The sequence below is a fragment of the Cellvibrio japonicus Ueda107 genome (assembly GCF_000019225.1).
Classification (GTDB): domain Bacteria; phylum Pseudomonadota; class Gammaproteobacteria; order Pseudomonadales; family Cellvibrionaceae; genus Cellvibrio; species Cellvibrio japonicus.
On sequence record NC_010995.1, the window covers coordinates 1847563 to 1872408 of the forward strand.

20 protein-coding genes are annotated in these 24846 nt (G+C 55.3%); 5 read left to right on the forward strand and 15 right to left on the reverse strand.

Annotated elements, in window-relative coordinates; genetic code table 11:
• Window positions 1-20: 20 nt before the first annotated feature.
• The 7 genes from CJA_RS07755 to CJA_RS07785 all read right to left on the reverse strand — a co-directional run bounded on the left by CJA_RS07755 (window position 21) and on the right by CJA_RS07785 (window position 9569).
• Window positions 21-1733 carry an ABC transporter permease gene (locus CJA_RS07755; protein ID WP_162014310.1) on the reverse strand — a complete coding sequence of 571 codons (1713 nt, stop codon included), beginning with the start codon at window positions 1731-1733 and terminating at the stop codon, window positions 21-23.
• Between the two features lie 141 nt (window positions 1734-1874).
• Window positions 1875-2825 carry an ABC transporter substrate-binding protein gene (locus tag CJA_RS07760; protein WP_041551292.1) on the reverse strand — a complete coding sequence of 317 codons (951 nt, stop codon included), beginning with the start codon at window positions 2823-2825 and terminating at the stop codon, window positions 1875-1877.
• A gap of 360 nt (window positions 2826-3185) precedes the next feature.
• On the reverse strand, window positions 3186-4322 hold the full coding sequence (locus CJA_RS07765) for an ABC transporter ATP-binding protein (protein ID WP_012487216.1): 1137 nt from the start codon (window positions 4320-4322) through the stop codon (window positions 3186-3188).
• A 135-nt stretch (window positions 4323-4457) separates the two neighbouring features.
• Complete coding sequence (locus CJA_RS18640) at window positions 4458-6476, reverse strand: hypothetical protein (protein WP_049765422.1); 2019 nt, start codon at window positions 6474-6476, stop codon at window positions 4458-4460.
• A 323-nt stretch (window positions 6477-6799) separates the two neighbouring features.
• Window positions 6800-7942, reverse strand: a complete 1143-nt coding sequence (locus tag CJA_RS07775; protein ID WP_012487219.1) for a GGDEF domain-containing protein — start codon at window positions 7940-7942, stop codon at window positions 6800-6802.
• A gap of 100 nt (window positions 7943-8042) precedes the next feature.
• A complete protein-coding gene (locus CJA_RS07780; RefSeq protein WP_012487220.1) occupies window positions 8043-9074 on the reverse strand; it encodes a DUF72 domain-containing protein in 1032 nt (343 codons plus the stop codon).
• Window positions 9075-9089: 15 nt separating this feature from the next.
• The gene (locus CJA_RS07785) at window positions 9090-9569 is read right to left on the reverse strand and encodes a hypothetical protein (RefSeq protein WP_012487221.1); all 480 of its coding nucleotides are present in this window, start codon (window positions 9567-9569) and stop codon (window positions 9090-9092) included.
• A 121-nt stretch (window positions 9570-9690) separates the two neighbouring features.
• Here CJA_RS07785 and CJA_RS07790 point away from each other — a divergent pair, with 121 nt between their 5' ends.
• Window positions 9691-10581 (forward strand): AEC family transporter, encoded by an 891-nt coding sequence (locus CJA_RS07790; RefSeq protein WP_012487222.1) that lies wholly within the window; start codon window positions 9691-9693, stop codon window positions 10579-10581.
• A gap of 13 nt (window positions 10582-10594) precedes the next feature.
• On the opposite strand, the gene cysC is transcribed toward CJA_RS07790, so the two are convergent.
• The gene (gene cysC, locus CJA_RS07795; protein ID WP_012487223.1) at window positions 10595-11185 is read right to left on the reverse strand and encodes an adenylyl-sulfate kinase; all 591 of its coding nucleotides are present in this window, start codon (window positions 11183-11185) and stop codon (window positions 10595-10597) included.
• A gap of 305 nt (window positions 11186-11490) precedes the next feature.
• Here cysC and CJA_RS07800 point away from each other — a divergent pair, with 305 nt between their 5' ends.
• From CJA_RS07800 to purU, 3 genes are all read left to right on the forward strand, one after another.
• A complete protein-coding gene (locus CJA_RS07800) occupies window positions 11491-12141 on the forward strand; it encodes an aspartyl/asparaginyl beta-hydroxylase domain-containing protein (protein ID WP_012487224.1) in 651 nt (216 codons plus the stop codon).
• Entirely contained in the window at window positions 12138-13319 is a 1182-nt protein-coding gene (locus CJA_RS07805) for a sulfotransferase family protein (RefSeq protein WP_148208824.1), read from the forward strand. Before CJA_RS07800 ends, CJA_RS07805 begins: the two co-directional genes overlap by 4 nt.
• A 293-nt stretch (window positions 13320-13612) precedes the next feature.
• Window positions 13613-14473 (forward strand): formyltetrahydrofolate deformylase, encoded by an 861-nt coding sequence (gene purU, locus CJA_RS07810; RefSeq protein ID WP_012487226.1) that lies wholly within the window; start codon window positions 13613-13615, stop codon window positions 14471-14473.
• Window positions 14474-14484: 11 nt separating this feature from the next.
• On the opposite strand, the gene CJA_RS07815 is transcribed toward purU, so the two are convergent.
• Window positions 14485-15669: an MFS transporter gene (locus tag CJA_RS07815; RefSeq protein WP_012487227.1), complete on the reverse strand. Its 1185-nt coding sequence runs from the start codon at window positions 15667-15669 to the stop codon at window positions 14485-14487.
• Between the two features lie 273 nt (window positions 15670-15942).
• On the opposite strand from CJA_RS07815, the gene CJA_RS07820 reads away from it, so the two are divergent.
• Window positions 15943-17556 carry an L-lactate permease gene (locus tag CJA_RS07820; RefSeq protein WP_012487228.1) on the forward strand — a complete coding sequence of 538 codons (1614 nt, stop codon included), beginning with the start codon at window positions 15943-15945 and terminating at the stop codon, window positions 17554-17556.
• A 70-nt stretch (window positions 17557-17626) separates the two neighbouring features.
• On the opposite strand, the gene glgP is transcribed toward CJA_RS07820, so the two are convergent.
• The 6 genes from glgP to CJA_RS07850 form a co-directional block, all read right to left on the reverse strand.
• On the reverse strand, window positions 17627-20143 hold the full coding sequence (gene glgP / locus CJA_RS07825) for an alpha-glucan family phosphorylase (protein WP_012487229.1): 2517 nt from the start codon (window positions 20141-20143) through the stop codon (window positions 17627-17629).
• 60 nt (window positions 20144-20203) lie between these two features.
• A complete protein-coding gene (locus tag CJA_RS07830) occupies window positions 20204-21196 on the reverse strand; it encodes a 2-hydroxyacid dehydrogenase (protein WP_012487230.1) in 993 nt (330 codons plus the stop codon).
• A 101-nt stretch (window positions 21197-21297) separates the two neighbouring features.
• Complete coding sequence (locus CJA_RS07835) at window positions 21298-21876, reverse strand: PqiC family protein (protein ID WP_041551294.1); 579 nt, start codon at window positions 21874-21876, stop codon at window positions 21298-21300.
• 1 nt (window position 21877) lies between these two features.
• Window positions 21878-22852, reverse strand: coding sequence for an MlaD family protein (locus CJA_RS07840; protein ID WP_012487232.1), 975 nt, complete (start codon window positions 22850-22852; stop codon window positions 21878-21880).
• Window positions 22853-22863: 11 nt separating this feature from the next.
• Window positions 22864-23628 (reverse strand): ABC transporter ATP-binding protein, encoded by a 765-nt coding sequence (locus CJA_RS07845; RefSeq protein ID WP_012487233.1) that lies wholly within the window; start codon window positions 23626-23628, stop codon window positions 22864-22866.
• Between the two features lie 2 nt (window positions 23629-23630).
• Window positions 23631-24758, reverse strand: coding sequence for an MlaE family ABC transporter permease (locus CJA_RS07850; RefSeq protein ID WP_012487234.1), 1128 nt, complete (start codon window positions 24756-24758; stop codon window positions 23631-23633).
• Window positions 24759-24846: the final 88 nt, after the last annotated feature.

The following is a 24846-nucleotide window of genomic DNA, read 5'->3' on the forward strand; positions in this document are numbered from 1 at the left end:
GAAGGAGATTGATAAGGTATCTATCCAACCCCCGGCAACCTTCTCCGACCCACCCCCGTCAACCCCACCAACAACACCGTAGTGGTCAAAATCGCCACCAGACTCATCGCCATCCCCACCCCCGGTGACCCCTGCTCAAATTGCCCGAACACAAAGGTGGAGACCGTCTGAGCCCCCGCCGGGGTCACCATCAGCGAGGCCACCAGTTCGCGGGAGGCGATGGCGAAGACCATCAGCATGGCCACCAGCAGGCTGGGGGCGATCAGGGGCAGGACGATGCGGATAAAGCTTTGGGTAAAACCAGCGCCGCAGACGCGGGCGGCGGCTTCGAGGTTGTCGCCCAGTTGGCGCAGGCTGGCGCCGGTGTAGCGCACCGGGTAGGGGAGCAGCAGGCAGCTGTAGGCGAGCAGCAGCATCAGGCTGGTGTTGTAGACGTTGACCGGCCAGAAGGGCTGGTTCCAGGCGAGGATCAGGCCCACGGCGATGACGATGGCGGGCAGGGTGTTGGGCAGCAGAGAGAGGAAGTCGAGCCAGCTTTTGCCTTTGATGCTAGAGCGCACCACCAGGTAGGCGATCAGCGCGCCCAGGATGCCGGTGAGCAGTGCCGTGCCGGTGGCGAGGCTGAGGCTGGTGGCGAGCGCGGCCAGGGCGCCGTCCTGGTTGGCGAAGAGGGCGGTGAAGTGGCGGGTGGAGAGGTTGCTCCACTGCAAGCCGCCGGAGAGGGTGTCGGTGCTGGCGGTGGCCAGCACGGCCAGCAGGGGCACGCCCACGGCCAGGAACACCATCAGCGCGAAGAGTGCCAGCACCGGCCAGCGCCAGGGGCCGAGGTCGGCTTTTTCGAAGGGCGCGGGTTTGCCGGTGAGGCTGACGTAGCTGCGGCGGTTGAGCAGCCAGTGTTGCAGCCAGAAGGCGAGCAGCGCCAGCAGCACCAGGACCAGGCTGAGCACGGCGGCGCCGGGCATATCCAGCGGCCAGTCGGAGAAGCGGCGGTGGATGCCGGTGACCAGCACTTCGAAGCCGATGGCGGGGCCGAGGGTGGCGGGGGTGCCGAATTCCTCGATGCTCAGGGCAAAGGCCAGCAGCAGACCCGCCGCCAGGCCCGGCAGGGACAGCGGCAGGGTGATGCGCCAGAAGGCGGTCCAGGGCGTGGCGCCGCACACCTGGGCCACGGCGGCATAGCGCCCGCCCACCGCGCTCAGGGTGCGCGATACGGCGAAGTAGATCACCGGGAAGATATTGAAGGCCATCACCAGCACTATGCCGCTGAAAGAGAACACCAGCCCGTCGCCGGCGACGCCCAGCAACTGCTGGCTGAAGCCGTTGGTTTGCAGGGTCATCACCCAGGCCAGGGCGGCGATGTAGGGCGGAATCATAAAGGGCACCAGCAAGAGCACATCCCACCAGGCGGCGCCGGGCAGGCGGGTGAGGGCGCGCAGCACGCCGAGGGGCACGGCGATCAGTGCCGAGACGATCACCACCGCGATGCCTAGCCTCACGCTGTTGCCGGTCAACGCCAGCAGTTCCGGGTCGGCCAGGTTGTGCAGCAGCGGGCTGAAGGCATTGGCCAGGCTGCCGCGGGTGAGTTCGGGGAAGATCACCTGCAAAAGCACGAACAGCAGGGGCAGGCCCACCAGCACCAGCAGGCTGGCGAGGGCGATACCCATGGGCACTTGGGCGGTGAGGGTGTGCCAGCGAAACCGGCTGGTATTGTGGGTCGTCGAGAGGGTGTTCATGTTGCGCCGCCTGTTAAGGAATCTCTGAAAAACAGCCTGTGTTGCCAGCGCGGTGGCACAACAGGCTGTGCTCATGTGTTGTGTATAAACGTCGGTTTTTCCACCGCGCTGGCTGCCGTGCCAGGGTTTTTCAATGGTTGCTTAACGGGTGACTTTGCGGAACTGGCTGAGGATATCGCCCCGGCGCGCTTCCATGGCTTCGCTGTCGAAACTGATCAGTGTCAGCTCTTGCAGGCCGGGGCGGCGGTCGGGCACATCGCGGCGGGCGGGGATCAGGTACTGGTTGGCCACGGCGGTCTGGCCTTCCACCGAGAGCAGGTAGTCGAGAAAGGCTTTGGCCTGTTCCGGCTGGCGGCTGTAGTTGAGGATCATCATGGGGCGTGGGGCGATGACCGTGCCGCTGGCGGGGAAGATGATCTCGATGGCTTCGCCCCGGGCCTGCTGGCCGTAGGCGATATAGTCCACCGCGCCGATGGCGGCGGCCTTGGCGCCTTGCAGCACCGGGTTAAGAGCGCGGGCATTGGGGCCGGAGACCACCATGCCGTTGCGGCGCAGCTCGGTCAGCAGCGCCCAGGTGGCCTGTTCGCCTTTGCTGGTGAGCATCCCGCCCAGCCATTCGAAGGCCGCGCCGCTTTGGGCCGGGTCGGGCATCAGGACTTGGCGGCGGTATTCCGGTTGGGTCAGGTCGGCCCAGTCGCCGGGTCTGGGTGTGTTGCTGTTTTTGTTCCACACCAGCGCCAGGGCGGCGATGCCCTGGGCGATGTAGTGAGTGTCTTTCAGGGCATCCGGCACCTGGTCGGCGCCCTTGGGGCTGTATTCCAGCAGGTCGCCGGCGCGCTTGAGGGCGAGGGCGGAGTCCCAGGAGGCGGAGATGACCACATCGGCGACCGGGTTGCTGCGCTCGGCTTCCAGGCGCGCCATGATTTGCCCGGTGGTGCCTTGGAAGACCTGCACTTTGGTGCCGGTGATTTTTTCAAAGTCGCGGGCGAGTTGCTGGATTAAATCGTTGGGACCGGCGGAGTAAACCGTCAGAGTTTGTGCGGTGCTGACATGGCTGAGCAGTAAAACGATGATAAAAAGTAAGTTACGCATGTGTTGTCCTCTTCGGGATTTGGTCATTAACGTGTGGTGGTAAAGGCGCTTCGTAGGTCGTTTTGTATCAGGACTTTTAGTTTCGAAAACGCGGTAAATACTTCCCTGTAGCTCCCGCGCGTCATCCCTGACGCGAGGGTTTCAAAACTAAAAGTCCTGATACAAAACTAGCATTGTGCGAGTGTTAAATTTGTACATAATTTTTTGCTATCAGTCAGATTGGATCAATGTGAGTTTGGTGTGCGGGACTGTGTTTCGAAACCCTGCAAGCCATGGATGGCTTGCGGGAGCTACAAGGATGTATGTATGCGTTTTCGAAACACAGTCCCGCACACCAAACGGACTACGAAGCTCCCTCCATCAGGCCAACTCCTCTTCAACCAAAATCTTTCCCGCCCCAACCTTATTTGCCAATACCAATGGCACAACCTGACCACTGCTATCCCACGCATGCAGGGAGCGATTGACGATGGTCAGTCGCACATGGGTATTGGCTGGGGGGCAGTTCTGTAAATGCAATTTGATCATGGTATCGCTGTTCGCCAGATCGAGCTGTATTTGCGCCAGGTAATAATCGCCCTGGTAAATACGGCTGCGTACCCTGCCGTATAACGGGCCATCGGTTTGCAGTGAGAGTGCATTGTGTGGCAGTAGAATCTGTACATGACGGTGAGTTGCAACAGGTGTTGTCAGCGCAAAAGCGTGGCTGCCGATCTGCAAGCCTGTACCGCTAAGCTGCGCGGATAGCAAACTCCCCGCATCCAAAAACTCCGCAATCGCCGGTGTGGCAGGGTGATGGAACAATGCTTCCGGCGAGGCCAGTTGTGCGATGCGTCCTTGATGCATGACGGCCACTTTATCGGCCAGCGCAAAGGCTTCGTGTTGATCATGGGTCACAAAAATTGCGGTCAGGCCGAGATCATCAATCAGCGTGCGAATTTCAATCGCCAGTTGCGCGCGCAGGTTTTTATCGAGGTTGGACAGTGGCTCGTCCATCAGCAACAGCGCCGGTTGCGCGACTATGGCGCGGGCCAGGGCGATACGTTGCTGCTGGCCGCCGGACAAGGTGCCGGGGCTGCGGTCGGCCAGGTGCGCAAGGCCCACCAGTTCCAGCGCCCAACGGATACGGTACTGCTGTTCGGCGCGGGGCAATTTTTTCATTTGCAAAGGAAAAGCGAGGTTTTCGGCCAGGGTCATGTGGGGCCAGAGGGCGTAGTCCTGAAACACCATGCCCAGGCCGCGCTGTTCCGGCGGCAGGTTAATCTTGCCGCTGGCGACGGTATGGCCGCGAATCACAATCTCACCGCTATCCGCTGCAAGCAGGCCGGCAATACAGCGCAGCAGGGTGGTCTTGCCGCAGCCGGAAGGGCCGAGCAGGGCTAATACCTGGCCGGGTTCCAGGGTCAGGTCGAGGTTATCGAGGGCGATATGGTTGCCAAAGGCTTTGCTGAGGTTGCTAATCCTCAGCGGCAATATCGGGGTATCAGTCGAAGGCATTTATGTTTTAGCCGAAAATCGGGGCTGGACGGAGTGTCCCGCATCAGCCCCGCATGATAATGACATTATGGTGATGTTTTGATGACACTTACGGGACACGCTTGCCGGGCGTTGCACCCGGCAAGGTGGCCATGCTTAGTAGCGTTCCATGATGGTTTCGGTTTTGAGCGCAGAATCCGTCAGCAGCCAGCCTTTGTTATCCAGCAAGGCGAACAAGTCCGCGCGTTTTTTGGCAGCGGTCAGGGCATTGGCGGTTTTAAAGGAGGCTTCGACCAGGTATTCATAACCGGTGCCGGCAGTGTTGAGGATGTGCCAGATTTCAATATTCAATTCCAGTCCATCGAAGTCGCCGGTGTAGCGCTCGAAGTAGACATTGCCGTAGAGGCGGGCATCATCAATCTGATCCAGCCCCCAGTTAGGTGCTGACCAATTTACCAGCAATGGGATGGCATTGTTGGTGGCGATGGTTTGGGTATCTGCCAGGTTGGGCAGGTTGAGGCCGCTGAAGCTCAGGGTCAGGTCGTTGTTGCGCTGGAAGCTGAGGGTGCGGTTGTTGTAACCCCAGTCGACTTCCACCTCGTTGCCGTGGCAGGCATCAATGCCTTGGTTGTAGGCGGTTTGCAGAGTGCTGCTCAGGGTACCTGCTCCTACCGAATAGCGTTTTTTGTATTGCAGGCGATAGGTGCTCTGGTCTTCACGTTTGCGGGTGCGGATGCTCCAGCCGGTGTCGAACAGGTCCAGGTTGTCGGTATCCAGGAAGTGCACCATGAATTTCCGCACGGACGAGCCGGTATCAAATTCGTTGCGCACGTTGCTGATCAGTTTCTGGCTGCCGTTCAGTACCACTGTCGGGTTGAGGAAGGCTTTGACTTCGTACATGCCCACTTCCGCTGGAGCCGCGCAAGAGAGGGTGGCGTCCAGGTTGAGGGAATCCACATACAGGGTGCGTTGGAAGCCATCGGGGCCGGTGTTGGCATTATTGCTGCGGTCGCGGGCGCGCACGCTGATTTTGGCGGATTGGATACTGCTCAGAGATGCTGCTGTGCGCACCTGGCTGGTGACCAGGTGACGCCATTCGCCGGGCAGGTTGTTCAGGGCAAAGTCTTCGCGCACTTGCAGGCCGTTGTTGATACCGCTGCCGCAGTTGCTGCTGGTGTAGAAATCCACGTTCAAACGGATGCCCAGTTGGTCATGGGGGCTGTGGCTCATTGCGGTGACCGACGGGCGCAGGTCACTGGTGCCGGTTACGGGCACGCACTGGTCCAGGCTGCTGCTGCCGAAGTTGCCGGTCAGGTGGTGGAAATAGAAGGCATTGCTGCCGCTCCTGGCAAAGGGTAAGGCACCGGCACCGGCGCGCAGGCTGGTGTCACCATCGCGATCCAGGCGCCAGCCGCTGGAACCCACCAGGTAAGCCGAATGGTTAACGTCGATATGGTCGAAGTTGCCGTTGCGGATCAGGTTGGTACTGCTGCCGGTTTGGGTAACCCGGATATCGTCTACCCAGATATAACGCGAGGCGGAAGCCGAGTCATCGCGGCCGCGCAGGGAGAAACGCATGGCCTGGGTACCGGCGGGGATATCGCCGGCGCTTTGGGTCAGTGCGCCGGTAGTGCCATGGGTAGCAGCGGTGATGGTTTTCCATTGGTTGGCGGCAATACCGCTGACTGAGCCCAGGCGGACATCGCGGTCGGCATTATGCAACGGGCCGGTAGTCAGGCGATGGGTGGTGACATCGCTTTGCAGGTCTTTTTCACAGGTGGCCATATCAGCGTAGAAATGCGGGTTGAGGCGCAGGCGCAAGTCGTTGGAGACCGGGCTGACATTGGTGCGCACCTGGAAGCTGATGCTCAGGTCTTTACCCGCATCGAGTGGAATGCACTGGTCGAGTTTGTTATCGCCAAAGTTGGCGCTCAGGGTGTGGAAGCGGAATGCACTCTGGTCAGTCGCCGCGGGCACACCGTTGGTTTCGATGATGCCGCCGTTGCTGCCGAGCAACATCCAGGCGGGCATAAATCCTTTGCCGGCGGAGGTGCTGTAGTGTTGGTTGCCACTGGATCGGCTGTCCAGGCTGGCGAAATCGCTGTTGCTTAACGCAAAGCTTTGGGATGCCAGCAAACCGGTTGCCAAGAGGGTGAAGGAAAATCGATTAAGCATGTTCAATGCTCCTGTTGATCATGTCGCAGGGACATCCCGGTGAAACACGCCAGGCACAATGCAATGGGTATTGTCGGGATGCATGGGGATACAGCGGGCACAGGTGCCCACCGCCTGACCAAGCCAATGGTGAAATGCGGAGTGAACAGAAAAGACAGCGAGTACGGACAGCCGCAGGCCTACCGCCAAACAGGTAAGAAAGCACAGATTGTTATCCTCTTTGGGACTTGATCAGAACCTTGATCCTGACCCAACCTGGCTACAGTGGGATGACGCCTGTGTGAATTGTTGATGACATTACTTGAATAAGGTGAGCCGGAAAATTAATGCCAGCACACCTGGTTGCGGCCATTTTGCTTGGCGTTGTAGAGCAGGGCGTCGGCGCGGTCAATGGCGCTGACAAGATCCTGGTTGGGCACTATATCCACCAGGCCGAAACTGGCAGTAATACAGATAGGGATGGCGCTATAGGTAGTATTTTCAATTTCTTCACGGATGCGCTCGGCAATTTTGCGTGCATCGTTGATATCGATACTGCGCAGGAAAATAACAAACTCCTCGCCACCGAACCTGGCTACCAAATCGCCTTTGCGCACATTTTTGATAATCGCCTTGCTGACGGCTTGTAAGACCTTGTCGCCTGCGAGATGTCCCCAGTTGTCATTGACGTTTTTGAAATGGTCTATATCGCAGGTCAATAAAAAATAGCGGCTGGTTGCATCGCTGCCCATAAAATCTTTGGCGGCTTCAAAAAAGCCGCGGCGATTTAATAAATGGGTGAGCGAGTCGCGGTAACGCTCGTCATTCATCTTGTGCATGATGTCGCGCACGGTAATGGCAATAACCAGCAGTGCGAGCCACAGGCTTAACAAGAGGCTGGCTGAGAGCATCAATAGCCAATAGTTGGATTGGGTTAACTCACCAAGATCGGCAGGCGAAACGCCGATGGCGATAACCGCAGGCCTGGCGAGTGTATAAACAATAATCACCAGGTAGGAAATAGAGAGGGTTTTATCCAGCACGTCCTTGGTAGCCACACTGGTCAGGAACAGCCTGGCTACCAGGAGCTGGATAAGGCCCAGGCCCGAGTTGGCGATAATAATGCGCAACCAGAGGTTATCGACCACCTGCGAATAGTAAAACAGCAGGGATAGGGTGATAGCACTGATGAGCAGTGCCATTTTAGGGTGGGCAGTGCCTCCTTTGCGTAGCGCCAGGCCATGGGCAACGGCCCAAATACTGAACAGATAAATGCTGGCAGCAACGACAGACCAGTGTGCTAATTGCTGGTTATTCATCAGGCTTTGTGCAGCCAGGGCTAGGGCGGACAATATATAGCCGGCGGCGATCCAGGATAGGAATACCTGGTCGCGCAACATCAGACGGCCTATTACAAACGCTATGCCCAGCAACAGCAGGCAGGCGGGAATAATCAATACAAAGTAGTGGAAGTCTTGCTGTATCACGGAGAATCAATATTGGGAAGGTAAGGTAAAAATCGCTAACCAAGTGTTGTGTAGGCTTTACCGGGTGTCAACGACAGCTTGATGAATTCTCTCTTGGGGATTAGGGCGGCTGGTGAATAGCGCGTGCCAGTTCAATAATGGATAACGGGGCGCAGCCTTCGGCCTTGTTGCTCAGGGTGACATAAACGTTTTGGCCCGCCCCGGCTGTACCGGCGATGACCCGTACCAGGGCTGCACGGGTTTCCAGATCCGGGTCAACCAGTTTATCGTAAGGGGAATACAGGTCTCGCGCATCCTCGTAACCATAGGCACCGTGGATAGGGTTCAAATTCCAGCGGCAGACTAAGGGCCCCGGCCAGAGCGCGCGCAGGATGGGCAGCTGTTCGGCAATGGGTGGCATCTTGGCGTGCAGCCCCATGCAATAGGTGGCTCCGGTAGCGCGCAGTGCGGCGACGAACTGCGGGGTTAGCCAGTGCGGATCGCGCACTTCCACGGCGATTACTCCGTCAGGTGCTATGGGTTTCAGGTCGGGAAGCGCCGCGAGCAATTGGTGCAGTTGATCGATCAGCCTGGGCATCTGTGCCAGCCAGTGGCCGGGCAGGGGGCTGATCTGGAACACCAGGGCACCGAGTTTGTGTCCCAGTCCTTCCAGGGCGGGTTCGACAAACATCTGCACGGCTTCCGCCGCATTGAGGAAGTGTGCATTAGGGCGCATACCCCGGCCGGATTCGTCGCGCACCAGGGCGTCGGTAATCAGGCTGGGTGCCTTTACCACAAAGCGAAAATCCTGCCCCACCTGGGAGGCGTATTCTGCAAACTGGGCGACATTCAGTGGGCGATAAAAGCTGCGGTCGATACTTACTGTACGGAGCAGAGGATGTTTGGCATAGGCAGTAAGTCCATAGCGCGACAGGACACTATCGGAATAGTCGCCATCCCACACCAACTTATCCCAGCCGGGATAATTCCAGGATGAAGTGCCCAGGCGCAGGTGAGTGGGTAGAGATTGTGCCAGCTCGATTAACGTCGGCGCCTGGTGCGCTGGTTCTACCGTTTGCGCGGATTTTTTTAGCGGCTTGGCAGATGTTGGAAGTGATGCTGCGGGCGAGTCGCCAAATAATGAGTTTTGCATAGATTAGGCAGTGGATCAGGTGTTGGGGCGCTGGATATGTACCCGCGCAATTTCTTCAATGTAAGCAACAAAGTCCGGATCTTCGCCAACCAGCAAACGCGGCAGGCGCGAGCGGAAATAAGGTTTGTTGCACCACTCCTGGATATAGTCTTCCCAGGAGTGCCAGCGGCGCGCCTGGGTACTGCTCATATCCCTGGTGTAAAGCAACAGGTAGGCGCGCTCGAACAGGGAAATCAGCATGGAGAAAATAATCAGCAATCGCTCCTGTTGTTCGTCGGTCAGGTCGGGCGGCTCTTCGTTGGAAAAAAGGCGCAGGTCAGGATGGTCGAGCGCAACTTTTAAAAAATCCTGGTAGTTATCAGACAGCAGCTGATAAACCTCTTCATCTTCGTTTTCGCGCTCTTTGTGCTGTTCAAACAAAAACACAAAAATCGCCAGGGGAAAGCCGATTACGGTAACGGCGTAACTCAACAATTCCCAGGTTTCGGCAGACATGGGTATTACCTCACTTGGTTTGTTGCAAGCTTAGCAGAGCTGTTCCATGGCAGCGATAGCATCCCGGGTATCCTGCCGGTAATATGCACGCCTTTGCTAATCTCGCGGGGTGGTTATTGCCATGCTGAGCGAACTGCTCGCTATTATTGCGCCCATTATGATTTCGGTGGCTGTCGGCTTTATCTGGGGCAAAAGTGGCCAGGATTTTCCGGCGGATTTTATTTCGCGCCTGGTGATGAACATAGGTACGCCCTGCTTGATTATCGGTGCCATGGCCAGGGTGGAATTACAGCCGGATGTGATTGGCCAGGTGGCGCTGGCTACTGCCCTGGTGATGACGGCCATGGGCATCCTGGGCTGGGGTCTGGTACGCGCACTGAAACTGGATATTGCTACCTATTTGCCGCCCCTAGTATTCCCCAACAACGGCAATATGGGATTACCCCTGTGTTTGTTTGCCTATGGGCAAACGGGCCTCGCGCTGGCCCTGGGTTCTTTTATGGTGATGATGATTGCTACCTTCACTGTTGGTTTATTGGTGGTTGCAACAGATGAAGGCAGTTTATGGAAGCGCATGGCAAGTATTGCCCGCCAGCCAGTGATTTACGCCATGGCGATTGCGGTGGTGTTATTGGTGACAGGGACGGCGTTACCGCGCTGGATCGGCAACACCCTGGACCTGCTCGGCAATATTGCTATTCCCCTGATGACGATTGCCCTGGGGGTGTCTTTGGCAACGCTCAGGATTCATTCATTACCGCGCAGTGTGTTTTTTAGCCTGGTGCGCATGTTGGGCGGATTATTATTGGGATGGCTTGCCTGCGAGTTGCTGGAAGTGACCGGTGTTGCGCGCAGTGTTGTGCTGTTGCAATCGGCCATGCCTATTGCGGTCTTTAATTATTTACTCGCACTGCGCTATAACCATAATCCGCAGGAAGTGGCGGCTATGGTATTGGTATCCACCTTGCTCGCCTTTATGGGGTTGCCATTTTTATTGCTGGTTATTTTGTAAGCAGGGCTGGCGTTTATCTGGTGGTTGGCGGATGGGTGACAGTGGCGACTAAATAATGCTGCTGGTGCAGGTAGTGGATAATCTGTTCGACGGCCTGTTGCGGTGCCAGTTGATTGGTTTTTATATGCAGCTCTGGCGCCAGTGGTGCTTCGTAGCGTGAATCTATTCCAGTGAAGTCGCGAATCTCTCCGGCCCTGGCGCGGCGATACAGACCCTTGGGGTCCCGCGCTTCACAAACGGCCAGGGGCGCATCGATAAAAATTTCTACAAACTTTCCGGGTGCAAAGCGTTTGCGCACTTGTTCGCGCATCTGTTGGAACGGGGAAATAGCCGCTACCAGGGTAATCAATCCCGCATCAACCATCAGCGCGGCAACCTCGCCGATGCGGCGGATATTCTCCTCGCGCGCTTCTGCACTGAATCCCAGGTCGCGGCATAATCCCTGGCGCAACTGGTCACCATCCAGCAGGTAGTTGGCACAGCGATGTGCATGGAGTGCCTGTTGTACTGCCAATGCTGTGGTGGATTTTCCCGCACCGCTCAGGCCGGTAAACCAGAGGACGCAGGCTTGCGCGGGAAGCGATGTGGAAGTCGGTGTTGTCATTAAATCTTATGTCCGGAATAAATTGACCATAGCGATCTACTATAGCGGTTTTATCTGTCCGGTGCTGTGTCGAATAAGAAGTCATCTCAAAAATCAGCCAGCGAGACCCAGGCAAGGCGAAAAAGTAGCGGGGAGCGGAGTTTACATCGGGTCAATGGGTAGCGGCGCTGGCTTTTCAGCGCGGCATCAGGCCGTTGGATGATTTTTGAGGCGGCTTCTACTGTTAGTTGGAGTAATGGTCGTTGCGGGTAACTTGGACCATACTTGATAGCTCTACGACATGCCGGCTATATAAGGACCATCCTGTGAGTGTTGCCAATTCCGTCATTGCTTTTTCCCGCCTTGCATTCCCGCTGGATGCGGCGGCGTTAACCGCCGATGTGCAATTCCTGTTGGGCGATAACACGACATCCTGGGTCGACCATGTGAATCGCCGCGATTACTTGGGCGGTTGGGATGTATTGCCATTGCGCTGCTTGCGTGAACATCTGGATGCACATCCTATCTTGCAAGGGTTTTCTATAGAACAGGGCAATGATTGGGTTGATTTACCGGTGTTATCCGATTGCCCTGCGTTAGCATCGGTATTGGCGCAATTGCATTGCCCGATACGGTCGGCGCGCCTGATGCGCTTGAAAGCCGGTGCAGAAATTAAGCCCCATCGCGATGCCGGTTTGGGAATGGAATACGGGGAAGCCCGTCTGCATGTGCCTGTGCAATACAGTGGGGCGGTTGATTTCCTGGTGGGGAACACGCGCATCCCTATGGCAGAGGCTGAGCTTTGGTATATCAACACCGATCTGATTCACGAGGTTTACAATCGCGCTAAGAGCGATCGTATCAACCTGGTTATTGATTGCACTGTGAATGAGTGGTTGCGCGAAAAAATTGAAACAGGAAACTGTACCTGGCAACAACAGCCAATGAGATCCTATGTCGGAGGCCAGGGCTTGTGAATACGCTTTTTCCTGCCTATCGGACATTGGTGACATCTCCGGAGATGTTGCGCGCTTGCCAGTCATTAACAACCTTCGCAGAGGTATTGCGTTATTTGAAGGATTGGTTTCAGGCAAGTGCGCTGAGTGATGATCATTTTTTAGCGCAGTTAAACCAGTGCAACCGGCAGCTACTGGATATTCCATACGAACAACTGCGCGGCTGTTGGCTACCCTATCGCTACGAAAAAAGCCGGGGTTGTTTACACTGGTGCCTGCCTCAGGGGCCAGCGGTAGAACCTTTCCAGGATGACACTATCGGTCGTTATCGCCAATCTATCCTCAATGTTATATTGCAGCCTAAAACATCTTTGGAAGCTGTACTGGTACAGCCTGTTGATGTGGATCTGTGGCAGCCCTGCGGCTTTATTTTTCACTTGTCCCGCTGCGGTTCAACCCTTTTGTCCGGCTGTGCAGTGCAGTTGGATAGTGTACAAATCCTCTCGGAATCTCCCTTGCTGACAGAAGTTTTGCTCGATGATTCGCTGGACGCTGCGCAGCAGCAACGGCTGTTGCCGCGTTTGGTGGACTTGCAGGCAGCGCCTTTTCCCGATCGGCCACAATTAGTGATTAAATGGAACGCCTGGGATATGTTGCGCTGGGCGTTAATTCGCCAAACCTTTCCGCAGGTACCCTGTGTATTGTTGGTGCGCAATCCTGTTGAGGTATTGGCATCTCACCAGAAAATGGCAGGGCGCCATATGTCGGGTGATCCGGCGATGCGTGTGTTTGATAAGGTATTTGATACCTGTGGTATGGGGATATTGGCATTTCGTATTGCGGTGTTGCAGCGATTGATGACGGCTATGTATGAGGTATTACAACAAGGGCCGTCAACTGATATTCAACTGGTCGATTACACCCAACTTAATATTCATACGATTATCCAACTCCTGCAGTCCTGGGGTGAGGACATTGACGCCGCAACCTGCGCGCGAATCCAACAGCGTTTGCAACTTAACGCAAAATTTCCAGCACAGGCATTTGTGGCAGATGTGCAGCAAAAACACAGTGTTTTTGATGAGCAGCAAACCGCACAGATTAACCGGCATTTAATGCCTGTTTACCAGGCATTGCACCAGAATGAATCGCTTGATCCTGGAGAATCTGTAGGGGAAAGATTTGACGTTTTTCTATAGCCTTCCGGAACCTGGCGGTACCGGGCTGTTGGTGCTGGGGTTGTTGATGATGGCGAAGTTAGGCTGGTTCAGGTCGATGTGGCCTGCAGGTCGACAACAGGCTGGGTGAATTATCGATTGGGGGGCAATAAATCGGGCATGGCCAGCAAGGCTGATTGATATTTGGCCAGTTCCGGGGGATCCAGGGGGATTTATAAGCTATTCACTTGAAAATGAAGTGATTTTTGTGCTTCATTGCAGCCCATATACGCCCTGTGCGTCGATCCCCCGGATTCACTGAAAGAGAACTTGCTATGTCCGCTGTTAAGGAAATTGTCCTTACCTTTAGTTGCCAGGATTCCAAAGGCCTTGTGGCTGCCGTTGCTACCCTGTTTGCTACCCTGGGTTTTAATATCCGGGAGTCCTCGCAATTTGAGGATGTAGAGCGCAATCGCTTTTTTATGCGCACCGTCTTTGAATGCCCCGATGGCTACAATCTTGGCCAGATCCGCTCGCTGTTCAAGCCCTTGGGTGAGCAGTACAAAATGGATTGGAATATTTTCGATAGCCAGAGCAAGCCGCGTGTATTGATTGCGGTGTCCCAGTGGGGGCACTGCCTGAATGCGTTGTTGAATAGCTGGAAAAACGGTTCGCTGCCGATTGATATTGTGGGTGTGGCTTCCAATCACAATGTGATGCGCGATCTGACCGAGTGGTATGAATTGCCGTTCCATTACTTACCCATTACTGCTGATACCAAACCGCAGCAAGAAGCCCAGGTGTGGCAATTACTGCAAGATGTGCAAGCGGATTTCCTGGTGCTGGCGCGTTATATGCAAATTCTTTCCGATGATCTCTGCCATAAACTCAATGGTCGCGCGATTAATATCCATCATTCCTTTTTACCGGGATTCAAAGGGGCCAAGCCTTATCACCAGGCCTATGATCGCGGGGTAAAACTGATCGGTGCCACAGCACACTTTGTAACGGCAGACCTGGATGAGGGGCCGATTATCGAGCAGGCGGTTGAACGGGTTTCCCACGTTAATTCACCGGAGGAGATGGCCGAAATCGGTCGTGATATTGAAGCGGTGGTGCTCAACCGCGCCGTGCGCTGGCACGCTGAGCACCGGGTGCTGTTGAACGGTAATAAGACGGTGGTGTTTTCGCGCTAATCCACAAGCCGTTATTCTGCCTGGCTGGTGGCTCGTGTTGAGCAACCGGCCAATAGCAACAAGCCCGCCGCAACCAATCCAAAAGACACCTGCAAACTGCTCAATTCAGCAACAAAGCCAATCAACGCCGGACCTGCGAGCAGGCCGGCATACCCCATACTGACCACAGCGGAAATTGCCAGGCCCATGGGCATACTGGTTTGCTTGCCGGCCGCCGTGAATAACACCGGCACAATGTTAGAGGCTCCCAGGCCGACCAGGGTAAAGCCCAGGTAGGCAAGCCAGGTGTAGGGCAGGAGTATCACCAGGAGGAATCCGCTGGCAGCGCAGAGGCCGCCCCACAGCAAAATGCGTTTGCCGCCCAGGGCCTGCACAATCTTGTCCCCGGTCAGGCGCGCAATGGTCATGGCCACCGAGAAACAAGCGAAGCCCAAACCGGCGTGCACCGGGTCTACCTGGCGCACATTGGTGAGGAAAACGGCGCTCCAATCCAGCACGGAGCCTTCCGCCAGGAACACAATAAAACAGAGCGCTCCCAACAGCAGGACCTTACCGCGCGGGCGAACAAAAAAGGGCTCGGGTTCACCCAGGGTGACATTGCCGTAGGGCAGGAGCTTGGGGGCTGCGTATACCAGCATCAACAGTAATACCGCAGCCACAATCAGCAATGCCTGTAATGGCGACAGCTGGAGCCAGAGTAAGCCACTGATCACCAGGGCGCCAAAAATTCCACCCAGGCTGTAAAAACCATGGAAGCCGGACATCATGCTGCGGCCGCTGGCTTTTTCCACAATCACCGCCTGGATATTCATAGCGACATCCGTGGCGCCCAGGGCGATACCGAATACCAGGAGTGTTAATGCCATGGTGAGTACGCTGGAGGAAATGGCGAGGAAAACCAGGCTGCCGCACATGAGTAACAGGGTGGCGGTAATCACTTTTTGACAGCCAAAGCGATTTACGAATGGGCCGGTGACCGGCATGGCCAGCAGGGAGCCGCCACCCAGGCACAGCAAGAGTCCGCCGAGGGTTGCTTCATTCGCATTCAGGCGCGCCTGGGCAAAAGGAACCAGCGGCGCCCAGGCTGACATCGCCAGGCCGGTAATTAAAAATGCTAGCCGGGTCGATAGTTGTTCAGCAAACCCGGGCAGGGGTTGTGATGGGGTAAGGGGCAGGTTGATTTCAGGAGCAGACATAAAAACACTGATTCCGCCGCAGGCGGATACCTCGGAAAGCAGGGAAGAGTAAGGGGAAAATAATGCGGGTAGACATTACCTACAGGTATTACATAACAGACACCACATGGTGGCGCGCACTATATCAACCACCTGTGATCCGGGCCAGTGAGGATTTGTAAATGCATTTGTTTTGGCTCAAGCCGGACATGCGCGCTAAGGTATAACCTGCAAGCCTGTAATTAATAGGCATTGGATTGCTCCGGTGCCCGATAGGGAATATGGAAGCAATCTATGACCTTGATGCAATTAATGGCCGCCTTAATGCCGATCCTGTCAGTGTTGGTATTTTTGGTTGTCATGCGTTTGCCGGCTACGCGCGCCATGCCGCTCAGTGTATTGGTGACAGCCTTGGGGGCTGCCCTGGTTTGGCAAGTTCCCTTGATGCAACTTGCGGCTTCAGTCGCGGAGGGCTGGCTCATTGCACTGACCATTTTGATCATCGTGTTTGGTGCCATACTGCTGCTCAATACCCTGAAAGCAACCGGGGCACTGGAAGTAATCTGCCAGGGTTTTTCCCGCATCTCACCCGATCATCGAGTCCAGGTGTTGATTATTGCCTGGCTGTTTGGCGCCTTTCTGGAGGGGGCCAGTGGCTTTGGCGCCCCTGCCGCCATTGCAGCGCCGCTCCTGGTTGCATTGGGATTTTCGCCACTGGCCGCCGTGGTAATGGCGCTGATCGGCGACAGCGCGCCGGTGTCCTTTGGCGCAGTAGGAACCCCGGTCCTGGTGGGACTGGGGCAGGGTATTCCCGGAATCAGTGCCGAAACATTGCAACAGATTGCCGTGATCGCCATCAGTATTGATGTGGTCACGGCGAGTCTTTTACCGTTGGCCATGTTGGCATTACTCTCCCGTTTTTTCGGTGCCGGACGCAATTGGCGCGATGGTTTGGCACTGTGGCGTTTCGCCCTGTTCAGTGGTTTTGCGTTTACACTTCCCGCTTATCTGGTGGCCCGTTTCCTCGGCCCGGAGTTTCCCAGCATCCTGGGTGCTTTAATAGGGTTGGCTGTGGTGGTTACCGCAGCAAAACGTCGCTGGCTATTGCCTTTAACGGTATGGCGCTTACCCGGTGCCCCGCCTGTACCTGATGCCAAGCTTGTCAAAGACATTACCCGTGACAATCCGTCGATGGGCTTATTGAAAGCCTGGTTACCTTATTTATTCGTGGCGGGCTTGCTGGTGGTGACGCGCGTGGATGCGTTGCCGTTTAAACAGGCGTTGCAATCCGTTGCACTGGATTTTTCACAATTACTGGGCACCGGTATTTCGATCCGAATTACACCGCTGTATTTACCGGGAACCCTGTTTGTGGTGGTGGCGGTAATAGTTGCCCTGGTTTCCCGTTTATCCATGGTAGAAACCCGACGCGCCTGGCATGAATCGCTCAGTCGTCTTGTGCCGGCAGCGATTGCATTGGGTGCTTCGGTCCCGATGGTGCGCATCTTTTTAAATTCTGAGGTAAACACCGCTGGACTTGACGCTATGCCCGCGGCGTTGGGTGATATGGCTGCCACCATTTTTGCACAGCAATGGCCTCTGGTTGCTCCCTTTATCGGCATGCTGGGCAGCTTTATTGCGGGATCGTCCACCTTTTCCAACATGATGTTTGCCAGCTTGCAACAGGACGCTGCCTTGGTCAGCCAATTACCGGTTGATGTTATCCTGGCCTTGCAATTGTTGGGCTCGAATGCCGGCAATATGATTTGCGTGATGAATATTGTCGCGGCGGCCTCCGTCGTAAAACTGGTTGGCAAAGAAGCCGAGGTGATTCGATTAACGCTGATTCCGGCGCTTGGATATTGTGTGTTGGTAGGTATTATTGGCCTGGTGGTGTGTCAGTTTTAAACGCTATCTTTATAAAAGCAAGCCATGAGTGATGGTGTTAAGAGCCTGAACGATAGCGTTAAAAAATGGTTTAGGTTTGCCAATGAATCATCATGGCTTCTGCCGGTATTTGTGCTGCGGCATGGGCCGGAATAATGCGCGCGGTAAAATCATGTAGCGGCCTGTTATCCGGTTTGGCAATGGTGTACCTGTAGGCATGGGTACCACTGGTTAACGGATGTTGTAATTGCAGGTTTAGTATTTGTGCTGGCAGGGTGTTTCCATTCGCGTCTGTGACGGGATCGGCTACCAGTTGTACTTTGATGTCCTGGGGCTGGAGTCCGCCAAGATGTACACTCAGTTGCAATTCATCCCCGTGGATTTGCACTTCCCCCACATGCACCTCATGCCAATGTTGTGTCAGGCGCTGGTGCCATTGGCGCAGTTCGCGCGCCAGCGCGCCGCTGTTGGATTGGCGGGCGTGATGACCCTGCGCAGCGGGGAGGTAATAGTGCTCCAGGTATTCGCGCAGCATGCGGTTACTGCTAAAACGGGGCGTCAGCTCACTCATACTCGAACGCATACGCGCCAGCCATTGGGGCGGTAAATCCTCGTGGTCGCGCTGGTAAAAACAGGGAATGATTTCCTCTTCCAGGCGGCGGTACAGCTCCTGTGCATCCGCCTCATCGGCTTCGGGACCATGTTCCTGTCCATCGCCCAATGACCATCCCAATGCCGGTTGATAGGCTTCTGCCCACCAGCCGTCCAGGCTGGAGAGATTTAATCCACCATTGACCAGGATTTTCATGCCGCTGGTACCGCTGGCTTCCCAGGGGCGGCGGGGATTGTTGATCCAGACATCCACGCCCTGTACCAGGTACTGCGCCAGCTCTATGTCGTAATCCTCAATAAATACCAGGTGCTTGCGAACAGATTCGCGCTGGAGGAATTGATGCCAGTGCTGGAGTTTGGTTTTGCCGGTGTTATCGGCCGGGTGTGCCTTACCCGCCACCAGTAATTGCACCGGGTGACGCGGATTGCACAGTAAGCGCTCCAGGCGATCGGGGTCTTGTAAGAGCAGGTCAGGGCGTTTGTATTCGGCAAAACGGCGAGCAAAACCCAGGGTGAGGATATTCGGATCCAGCGGCATATCCACCTGGATATCACACTGGCTCGATGATGTGGATTCGCGCCGCCATTGGTAAACCAGTCGCTCGCGCACATAATCCACCAGGCGGGTGCGGCCTTCACTGGCCAGGTGCCAGAGTTGCTGGTCGCTGGTTTGTTCGAGCGATTGGCGGCAAATTGCATCGGGATCATCGCGCCAGCGGTTTTTGCCGCAGGCATCGGTCCAGAGTTGGTCGGCTCCCGGTGAGTCCCAGGTGGGGATATGCACGCCATTGGTGACATGCCCTACCGGCACTTCACGCTCCGGCCAGCGCGGAAACAACGGCTGGAATATGCGCCGGCTAACTTCCCCGTGCAATGCACTTACACCATTACTCCAGGCACAGGTGCGCATGGCGAGCCAGGCCATGTTGAAGGGCTCGCTCTCATCTTTGGGATTGGCGCGCCCCAGCGCGATAATGTCTTCGATGGTGACGTCCATTGCAAGGCCGGTATCATCGGCATAACGGCGCATTAATTCGACAGGGTAACGATCGAAGCCGGCGGCAACCGGTGTATGGGTGGTAAATAAATTGCTGGCGCGTGTTGCCCATAATCCCTCCCAGAAATCGCAATGGTTTTTCTTGCAGTAATTGCGAATACGCTCAAGGGTTGCAAACGCGGCATGGCCTTCGTTGAGATGACACACATCTATATCCAGCCCCAGTTTTTCGAGTAAGCGCCAGCCGCAAATACCCAATGCAATTTCCTGTACCAGGCGCAATTCGCTGCCGCCACCGTAGAGCTTGCTGGTAATACCCCGGTCACTGGGTTGGTTGCGCGGATCGTTGCTGTCGAGCAGGTAAAGTGTGACGCGGCCGACCTGTGCTAACCAGACGCGAAAGCGCACTTCGCGGCATAGGAATGACGTTTTGATGGTCATCCAACTGCCATCGGATGCGCGCAGGGGTTGCAATGGCAAGCTGCCGGGGTCGTTATAGAGATAGGTCTCCTGCTGCCAGCCCTGGTGATCCAAACCCTGGTGGAAATAGCCCTCCTGGTAGAGCAAACCGACGGCCACCAAAGGCAGGCCCAAATCACTGGCTGTTTTTAAATAGTCTCCGGCCAACATCCCCAAACCACCCGCGTAGAGGGACAGGGCATCGCAAATACCAAATTCCATACTGAAATAGGCAACGCAGCGCAAAGGCGCATCAGCATACTGGCGCTGATACCAGGCGGGATTTTCCAGGTAATCCTCACGGGCTTTTGTCAGCTTTTTGAGCAGTGCCAGAAATTCTCCATCATCACTTAATTGGGTGAAGCGTGTATCACTGGTTAGCTGCAATACCAATACAGGATTATGGGTGTAGTCCCACACATCGGCATTGATACAGCGCCAGAGTTCGTCGCTGGCGTGGTTCCAGCTCCAATGCAGGTCCAGTGCCAGGCTATGCAGTACGTGTAAGGAGTCGGGCAGTGCACGGTCGAATTGCGGCATGGTCTTGCTCCTGTGGTGCGTGGGAAAATGCGTTGCTCACCTGAAATAACGTGAGGCAAATTATTCCACCAATACCATTTGCTGGAATTCGCCCTGTTCAAAATGGGTAATGTTGGCAATGGTGATGCGCGCGATGGCATCCAGGGCTTCGCGGGTAAAAAATGCCTGGTGGCCGGTAATCACCACATTGGGAAAGGTGAGCAGGCGTGCGAATACATCATCCTGTAATAATTGGTTGGAGTAATCCTCAAAAAACAAATCGCCTTCCTCTTCGTAGACGTCCAGTCCGAGGTAACCAATTTTTTTGCTTTTTAAGCCTTCGATGACGGCGCGTGTGTCAATCAATCCTCCGCGACCGGTATTGATCAGCATCACCCCGGTTTTCATCTGTGCAATGGCATCGCTATTGACCATATGGTAGGTATGAGAATTGAGCGGGCAGTGCAGTGAAATAATATCGGCTTCGCGCCAAAGTTGTTCAAGGCTGACGAAGGGAACACCACTGGCCAGCAGTTCCGGGTTGGGCTGTGGGTCGTAAGCCATAATCCTGCAGCCGATGCCACGCATAATACTGGCAAATACCTGGCCGATTTTACCGGTGCCGATCACGCCGACGGTTTTGTTGACCAGGTCAAATCCCAGCAGGCCATTCAGCGAATAATCATTTTCGCGTACGCGATGGTGAGCCCGGTGCAAATTGCGGTTTAACATCAATACCAACCCCAGGGCGTGTTCGGCGACTGCATGGGGAGAGTATTCCGCGACGCGCGCCACTTTTATCCCGAGTTGTTTAGCGGCAGCAAGATCTACCTGGTTAAAACCGGCGCAGCGCAGGGCAATTAATTGGATGCCGAATGCTGCCAATTGTGCCAGCGTGTCCGCATCCAGGCGATCATTCACAAAGCAGCAGACAGCCTCGCTGTTTTGTGCCAACAGGGCTGTCTGGGCGTTGAGTTGGGTTTCGTGGAATACCAGTGTATGGGTTGCTTGCTGGTTGGCCCGGGTTAGAAATTCGCGGTCGTAGGCCTTGGTGCTGAATACGGCAACTTTCATACTTCTCCCTCACAAATGGTTGATGGCTCTTGGGAGTCTAGGTTATCCATTCGCTGACAGCTTGATGTGGATTAAATTTTTGGTGGTTATTCGCGCTTTTCCTATTGATCGGGTAAAGCCTTGCCTATCTCTTGTGCCAGGGCTGCCAATAAGTCCCCATAGGCTTTTGCCATGGCGGCAGCTTGTCTTTCGCAGGGAATCCGGCGAATAAAGTGCTGGCGATTGAGTGTGGCGCGCGCCTGGTTATCGAAAATTTCCCAGGTGACATGGATGCTGGCACCTTCATTGTCCAGGTTTAAACTGTGTACTTGCAGGCGCACACTCAAGGGGGGGCGGCTATCGCTGCGCCAGGGAAAGGGCAGTACCATGCGTGAAGGATTTTGTTGGGTCAGGTTTAATGCCAGTACGCGGATAATGCCTTTATCCAATGGCTCTGCCCAAAAATCGTTGGCGGCAATCTGGAGTGATTGGTCCGGGCGAACACTCACCATATGCTTGCGTTTGAGATAATCGGCGATTTCCAGTGGGCCGATCCCGATCACCTGTTCGATAGCCTGCTGATCAGGTGTACTTACCGCAGGTGCACTTAACAGATAGTAGTTTTGGCGGGGGGAGTGCTGGCAGGCCATGAATAAACTGCACAGCAGGATAAGGCCCAAGGGTATAGAGATGTTACGCATATTATTGGACATCCTTCGCTGAGTTCTTGCCACGCCAAATGGCTTCGGGTTGTTGTTCCAATGTGTCGCTCAGATTGCGAAATGCACGCGCTGAGTCACTGACATCCTGCAGGGTAGTATTCAGTTGGTTAACCAGGGGAGCGTCTTCCGAGAGCGTGTGCTCCAGGGTCTGTGCCACGCGGGTAAATTGATCCAGGCTTTGCTGCAGGCTGAGCAAATTCTGGTTCAGGTTCTGTGCCAATATCGGCGTTTGTTCGTTGAGTGTGCGTAGTAACCGGTTTAATTCGCGTGTAGTAATGTCCAGTTGCTTATTGAGTTGTGCCATTTCCCGATCGAGGTTATTGGCGGTCTTATCCATGGATTTGGCGGCTTTATCAAAGCTGAGCAATGTATCTTGTATCACCCCGCTACGGGCAATACTGTTGAGTTGCTGGGCCACCTGGTCCAGGTTATCGACCAGGCTCTTAATATTGATTTCCTGCAGGTTTTTGGAGATTTCCTCAAAGTCAGTGGCCACAGTAGGTAATTCAAAAAGGTCGTTCTGTAATTTATAGAGGCGCACCGGCGTGTTGGGAAAGAAGTCGAGCTCTACATACAGCAAGCCGGTGAGGAAACTCTGGTAATTCAGCTGTGCCCGCAGGCCCTGTTTAATCGCCTCGTGGAAAAAATCCTCCGACACATCCGCTCCCTTACTGGTGATACGTTTCATGATCAGGTCAGCGGTGACAGCTGTCACCAGTGGTTGGTTGTCGTTTTGGATATTGAGCTGGATATCGACAATATCCCCCAGCACTACGCCTTTGAGTTTAACCGGGGCACCGACCTGCAAGCCCTGCACAGACCCATCAAAGTACATGACGACCCGCTCTTTTTGCGAGAAGAGCTTGCCACCGGAAAAAAACAATAAAGCAATAAAAACCAGGATAAACGCACCGGTGACAAAGCTGCCAATATGCAAGGATTTGGTTTTACTCATAGGGCGTCCTGTCAGGTGTTGAGGTTGGCTGTGCCGGCACGGCTTAAAAACTGGCGCACCTTATCGTTCCGGCTGTGCTCTACCAATCGTTTGGGGTCACCGGTATCGAGCATGGTTTTTGCCTGGGCGTCGAGGAAAACACAATTGGTTCCTATCGACAGAATACTCGGCAACTCATGGGAGACGATAATGACAGTAGAATCCAGTGCACTGCAAATCTGCAGGATCAATTGATCCAGGCGCAGGGAACTGATGGGGTCCAATCCCGCCGAGGGCTCATCAAAAAATAACAGTTTCGGGTCCAGTGCCAGGGCGCGAGCCAGTCCTGCGCGTTTGTGCATGCCGCCGCTGATTTCGGCGGGGTAAAAATCTTCAAAGCCAGCCAGTCCAACCAGGGCCAATTTGTAGGCTACTGCATCGGCAATTTCTTTTTCACACAAGTGTGTATAGAGCTGTAAGGGCAGGGCGACATTTTCAGCGAGTGTCATACTCGAAAAGAGGGCGCCGGATTGGTAAGTGATACCCCATTTTTTGAGCAGGGAGAGTTGTACGCTTTCATCCGCCTGGTAAAAATTGGTTCCCTCATAAAGTACTTCACCCTTGCTCGGTGCGAGTAAACCGATCATATGCTTAAGCAGGGTTGTCTTACCGCAGCCGCTGCCGCCGATAATGAAAAAGATATCGTTTTTACGCACTTCGAAGTTGAGGCTGTGTTGCACAACGCGATTGCCATAACCAATACTGAGGTCGCGCACCTGGATAAATGGCGTGCCCATGGTTAAATCCCCAACTTATCGTACAGGATGTTAAAGGCCGCATCGGCTACGACCAGGTACACAATCGCACGCACCACCGCGTTGGTTGCCGCCATGCCCACGGCATCGGAATTGCGGCCGCAATGAATACCCGCCTGGCAGCCGGCGATGGCGATCAGTACGCCGAAAAAAACGCTCTTAACCAATCCGGTGGAAATATCTACCCAGCCAACGGCTCCCTGGGTTTGCAAAATGTATTGGATAAAGTTCACATCCATGCTGGTAGCGACAAGTGCACCGCCAACCATGCCGATGACGTTGGCGTAAATACATAACAGGGGCATCACCAACACCAGCGCCAGCAGGCGCGGCAATACCAGGAACTCGATGCTGGAGATGCCCATGGTTTTGAGTGCATCGATTTCCTCATTGACCTGCATAGTGCCCAGTTGCGCCGCATAGGCAGCTCCTGTGCGCCCGGCCATGATCACGGCCGTCATCAGGGCACCCATTTCGCGCACCATCCCCAGGGCGACCAGGTCGGCAACATACACCTGTGCGCCCAATTGTCGCAGTTGTACCGAGCCCAGGTAGGCCAGGATCATTCCCACCAGCAGGGCAATCAACGTGACAATGGCCAGGGCGCGGGGGCCGGCCTGTTCGATAAAAAACGCAATATCACTGCGACGGGTCTTGGCCTGGCCGCGTACCCATTGCGACAGGGCAAGGCTGGTATCGCCAATAAAAATCAGGGTGGTGCGAGTGCCTTGCCAGGCGTCCTGCAACGACTGGTGCCAGGGGTGTCGGTCGTTTGACTGGCTGGGTTGGTGGGGTGGAATGGCGGTCGCCAGGCGCAGGAGTTGTTGCAGTCCTTCCGGTACAGCCCGGATATCCAGGGTGATCTGGTGGGTGTCACACCAGCGCGCCAGCTGTAACAGGGCAATAGCCAGGCTGGAATCCCAGGTACCTAGCTGGTCGGTATTTAATTGGAGGGTTTGTGTGGTGCCGCTGGCTGCCATCAGGCTGGCACAGAGTGTTGCGCCATCCGGTGCTGAGCCTAGCTGCCAATTGCCATACAGGCACAGTATCCAGGGCGTTTGCTGGCTGTCTAGCTGGAAACCGGCGTTTGGGTGATGCTCGTGATAATCCATAGATCCCACTGTGGTTGAGCCTGCTTTTTGACGAGTTTTAGCGCGATCATAGCCCCTGGTGCAAGCTGCTGCCACACCCTTAAAACCT

What these genes read in the sequence shown, in the direction of transcription:
- CJA_RS07790 (WP_012487222.1), top strand. Translation starts at nt 9,691, where the DNA reads ATGCTGAGCGAACTGCTCGCTATTATTGCGCCCATTATGATTTCGGTG.
- glgP (WP_012487229.1), bottom strand. Translation starts at nt 20,143, where the DNA reads ATGCCGCAATTCGACCGTGCACTGCCCGACTCCTTACACGTACTGCAT.
- CJA_RS07850 (WP_012487234.1), bottom strand. Translation starts at nt 24,758, where the DNA reads ATGGATTATCACGAGCATCACCCAAACGCCGGTTTCCAGCTAGACAGC.
- CJA_RS07830 (WP_012487230.1), bottom strand. Translation starts at nt 21,196, where the DNA reads ATGAAAGTTGCCGTATTCAGCACCAAGGCCTACGACCGCGAATTTCTA.
- CJA_RS07820 (WP_012487228.1), top strand. Translation starts at nt 15,943, where the DNA reads ATGACCTTGATGCAATTAATGGCCGCCTTAATGCCGATCCTGTCAGTG.
- CJA_RS07785 (WP_012487221.1), bottom strand. Translation starts at nt 9,569, where the DNA reads ATGTCTGCCGAAACCTGGGAATTGTTGAGTTACGCCGTTACCGTAATC.
- CJA_RS18640 (WP_049765422.1), bottom strand. Translation starts at nt 6,476, where the DNA reads ATGCTTAATCGATTTTCCTTCACCCTCTTGGCAACCGGTTTGCTGGCA.
- purU (WP_012487226.1), top strand. Translation starts at nt 13,613, where the DNA reads ATGTCCGCTGTTAAGGAAATTGTCCTTACCTTTAGTTGCCAGGATTCC.
- CJA_RS07845 (WP_012487233.1), bottom strand. Translation starts at nt 23,628, where the DNA reads ATGGGCACGCCATTTATCCAGGTGCGCGACCTCAGTATTGGTTATGGC.
- CJA_RS07815 (WP_012487227.1), bottom strand. Translation starts at nt 15,669, where the DNA reads ATGTCTGCTCCTGAAATCAACCTGCCCCTTACCCCATCACAACCCCTG.
- CJA_RS07835 (WP_041551294.1), bottom strand. Translation starts at nt 21,876, where the DNA reads ATGCGTAACATCTCTATACCCTTGGGCCTTATCCTGCTGTGCAGTTTA.
- CJA_RS07760 (WP_041551292.1), bottom strand. Translation starts at nt 2,825, where the DNA reads ATGCGTAACTTACTTTTTATCATCGTTTTACTGCTCAGCCATGTCAGC.
- CJA_RS07755 (WP_162014310.1), bottom strand. Translation starts at nt 1,733, where the DNA reads ATGAACACCCTCTCGACGACCCACAATACCAGCCGGTTTCGCTGGCAC.
- cysC (WP_012487223.1), bottom strand. Translation starts at nt 11,185, where the DNA reads ATGACAACACCGACTTCCACATCGCTTCCCGCGCAAGCCTGCGTCCTC.
- CJA_RS07840 (WP_012487232.1), bottom strand. Translation starts at nt 22,852, where the DNA reads ATGAGTAAAACCAAATCCTTGCATATTGGCAGCTTTGTCACCGGTGCG.
- CJA_RS07765 (WP_012487216.1), bottom strand. Translation starts at nt 4,322, where the DNA reads ATGCCTTCGACTGATACCCCGATATTGCCGCTGAGGATTAGCAACCTC.
- CJA_RS07780 (WP_012487220.1), bottom strand. Translation starts at nt 9,074, where the DNA reads ATGCAAAACTCATTATTTGGCGACTCGCCCGCAGCATCACTTCCAACA.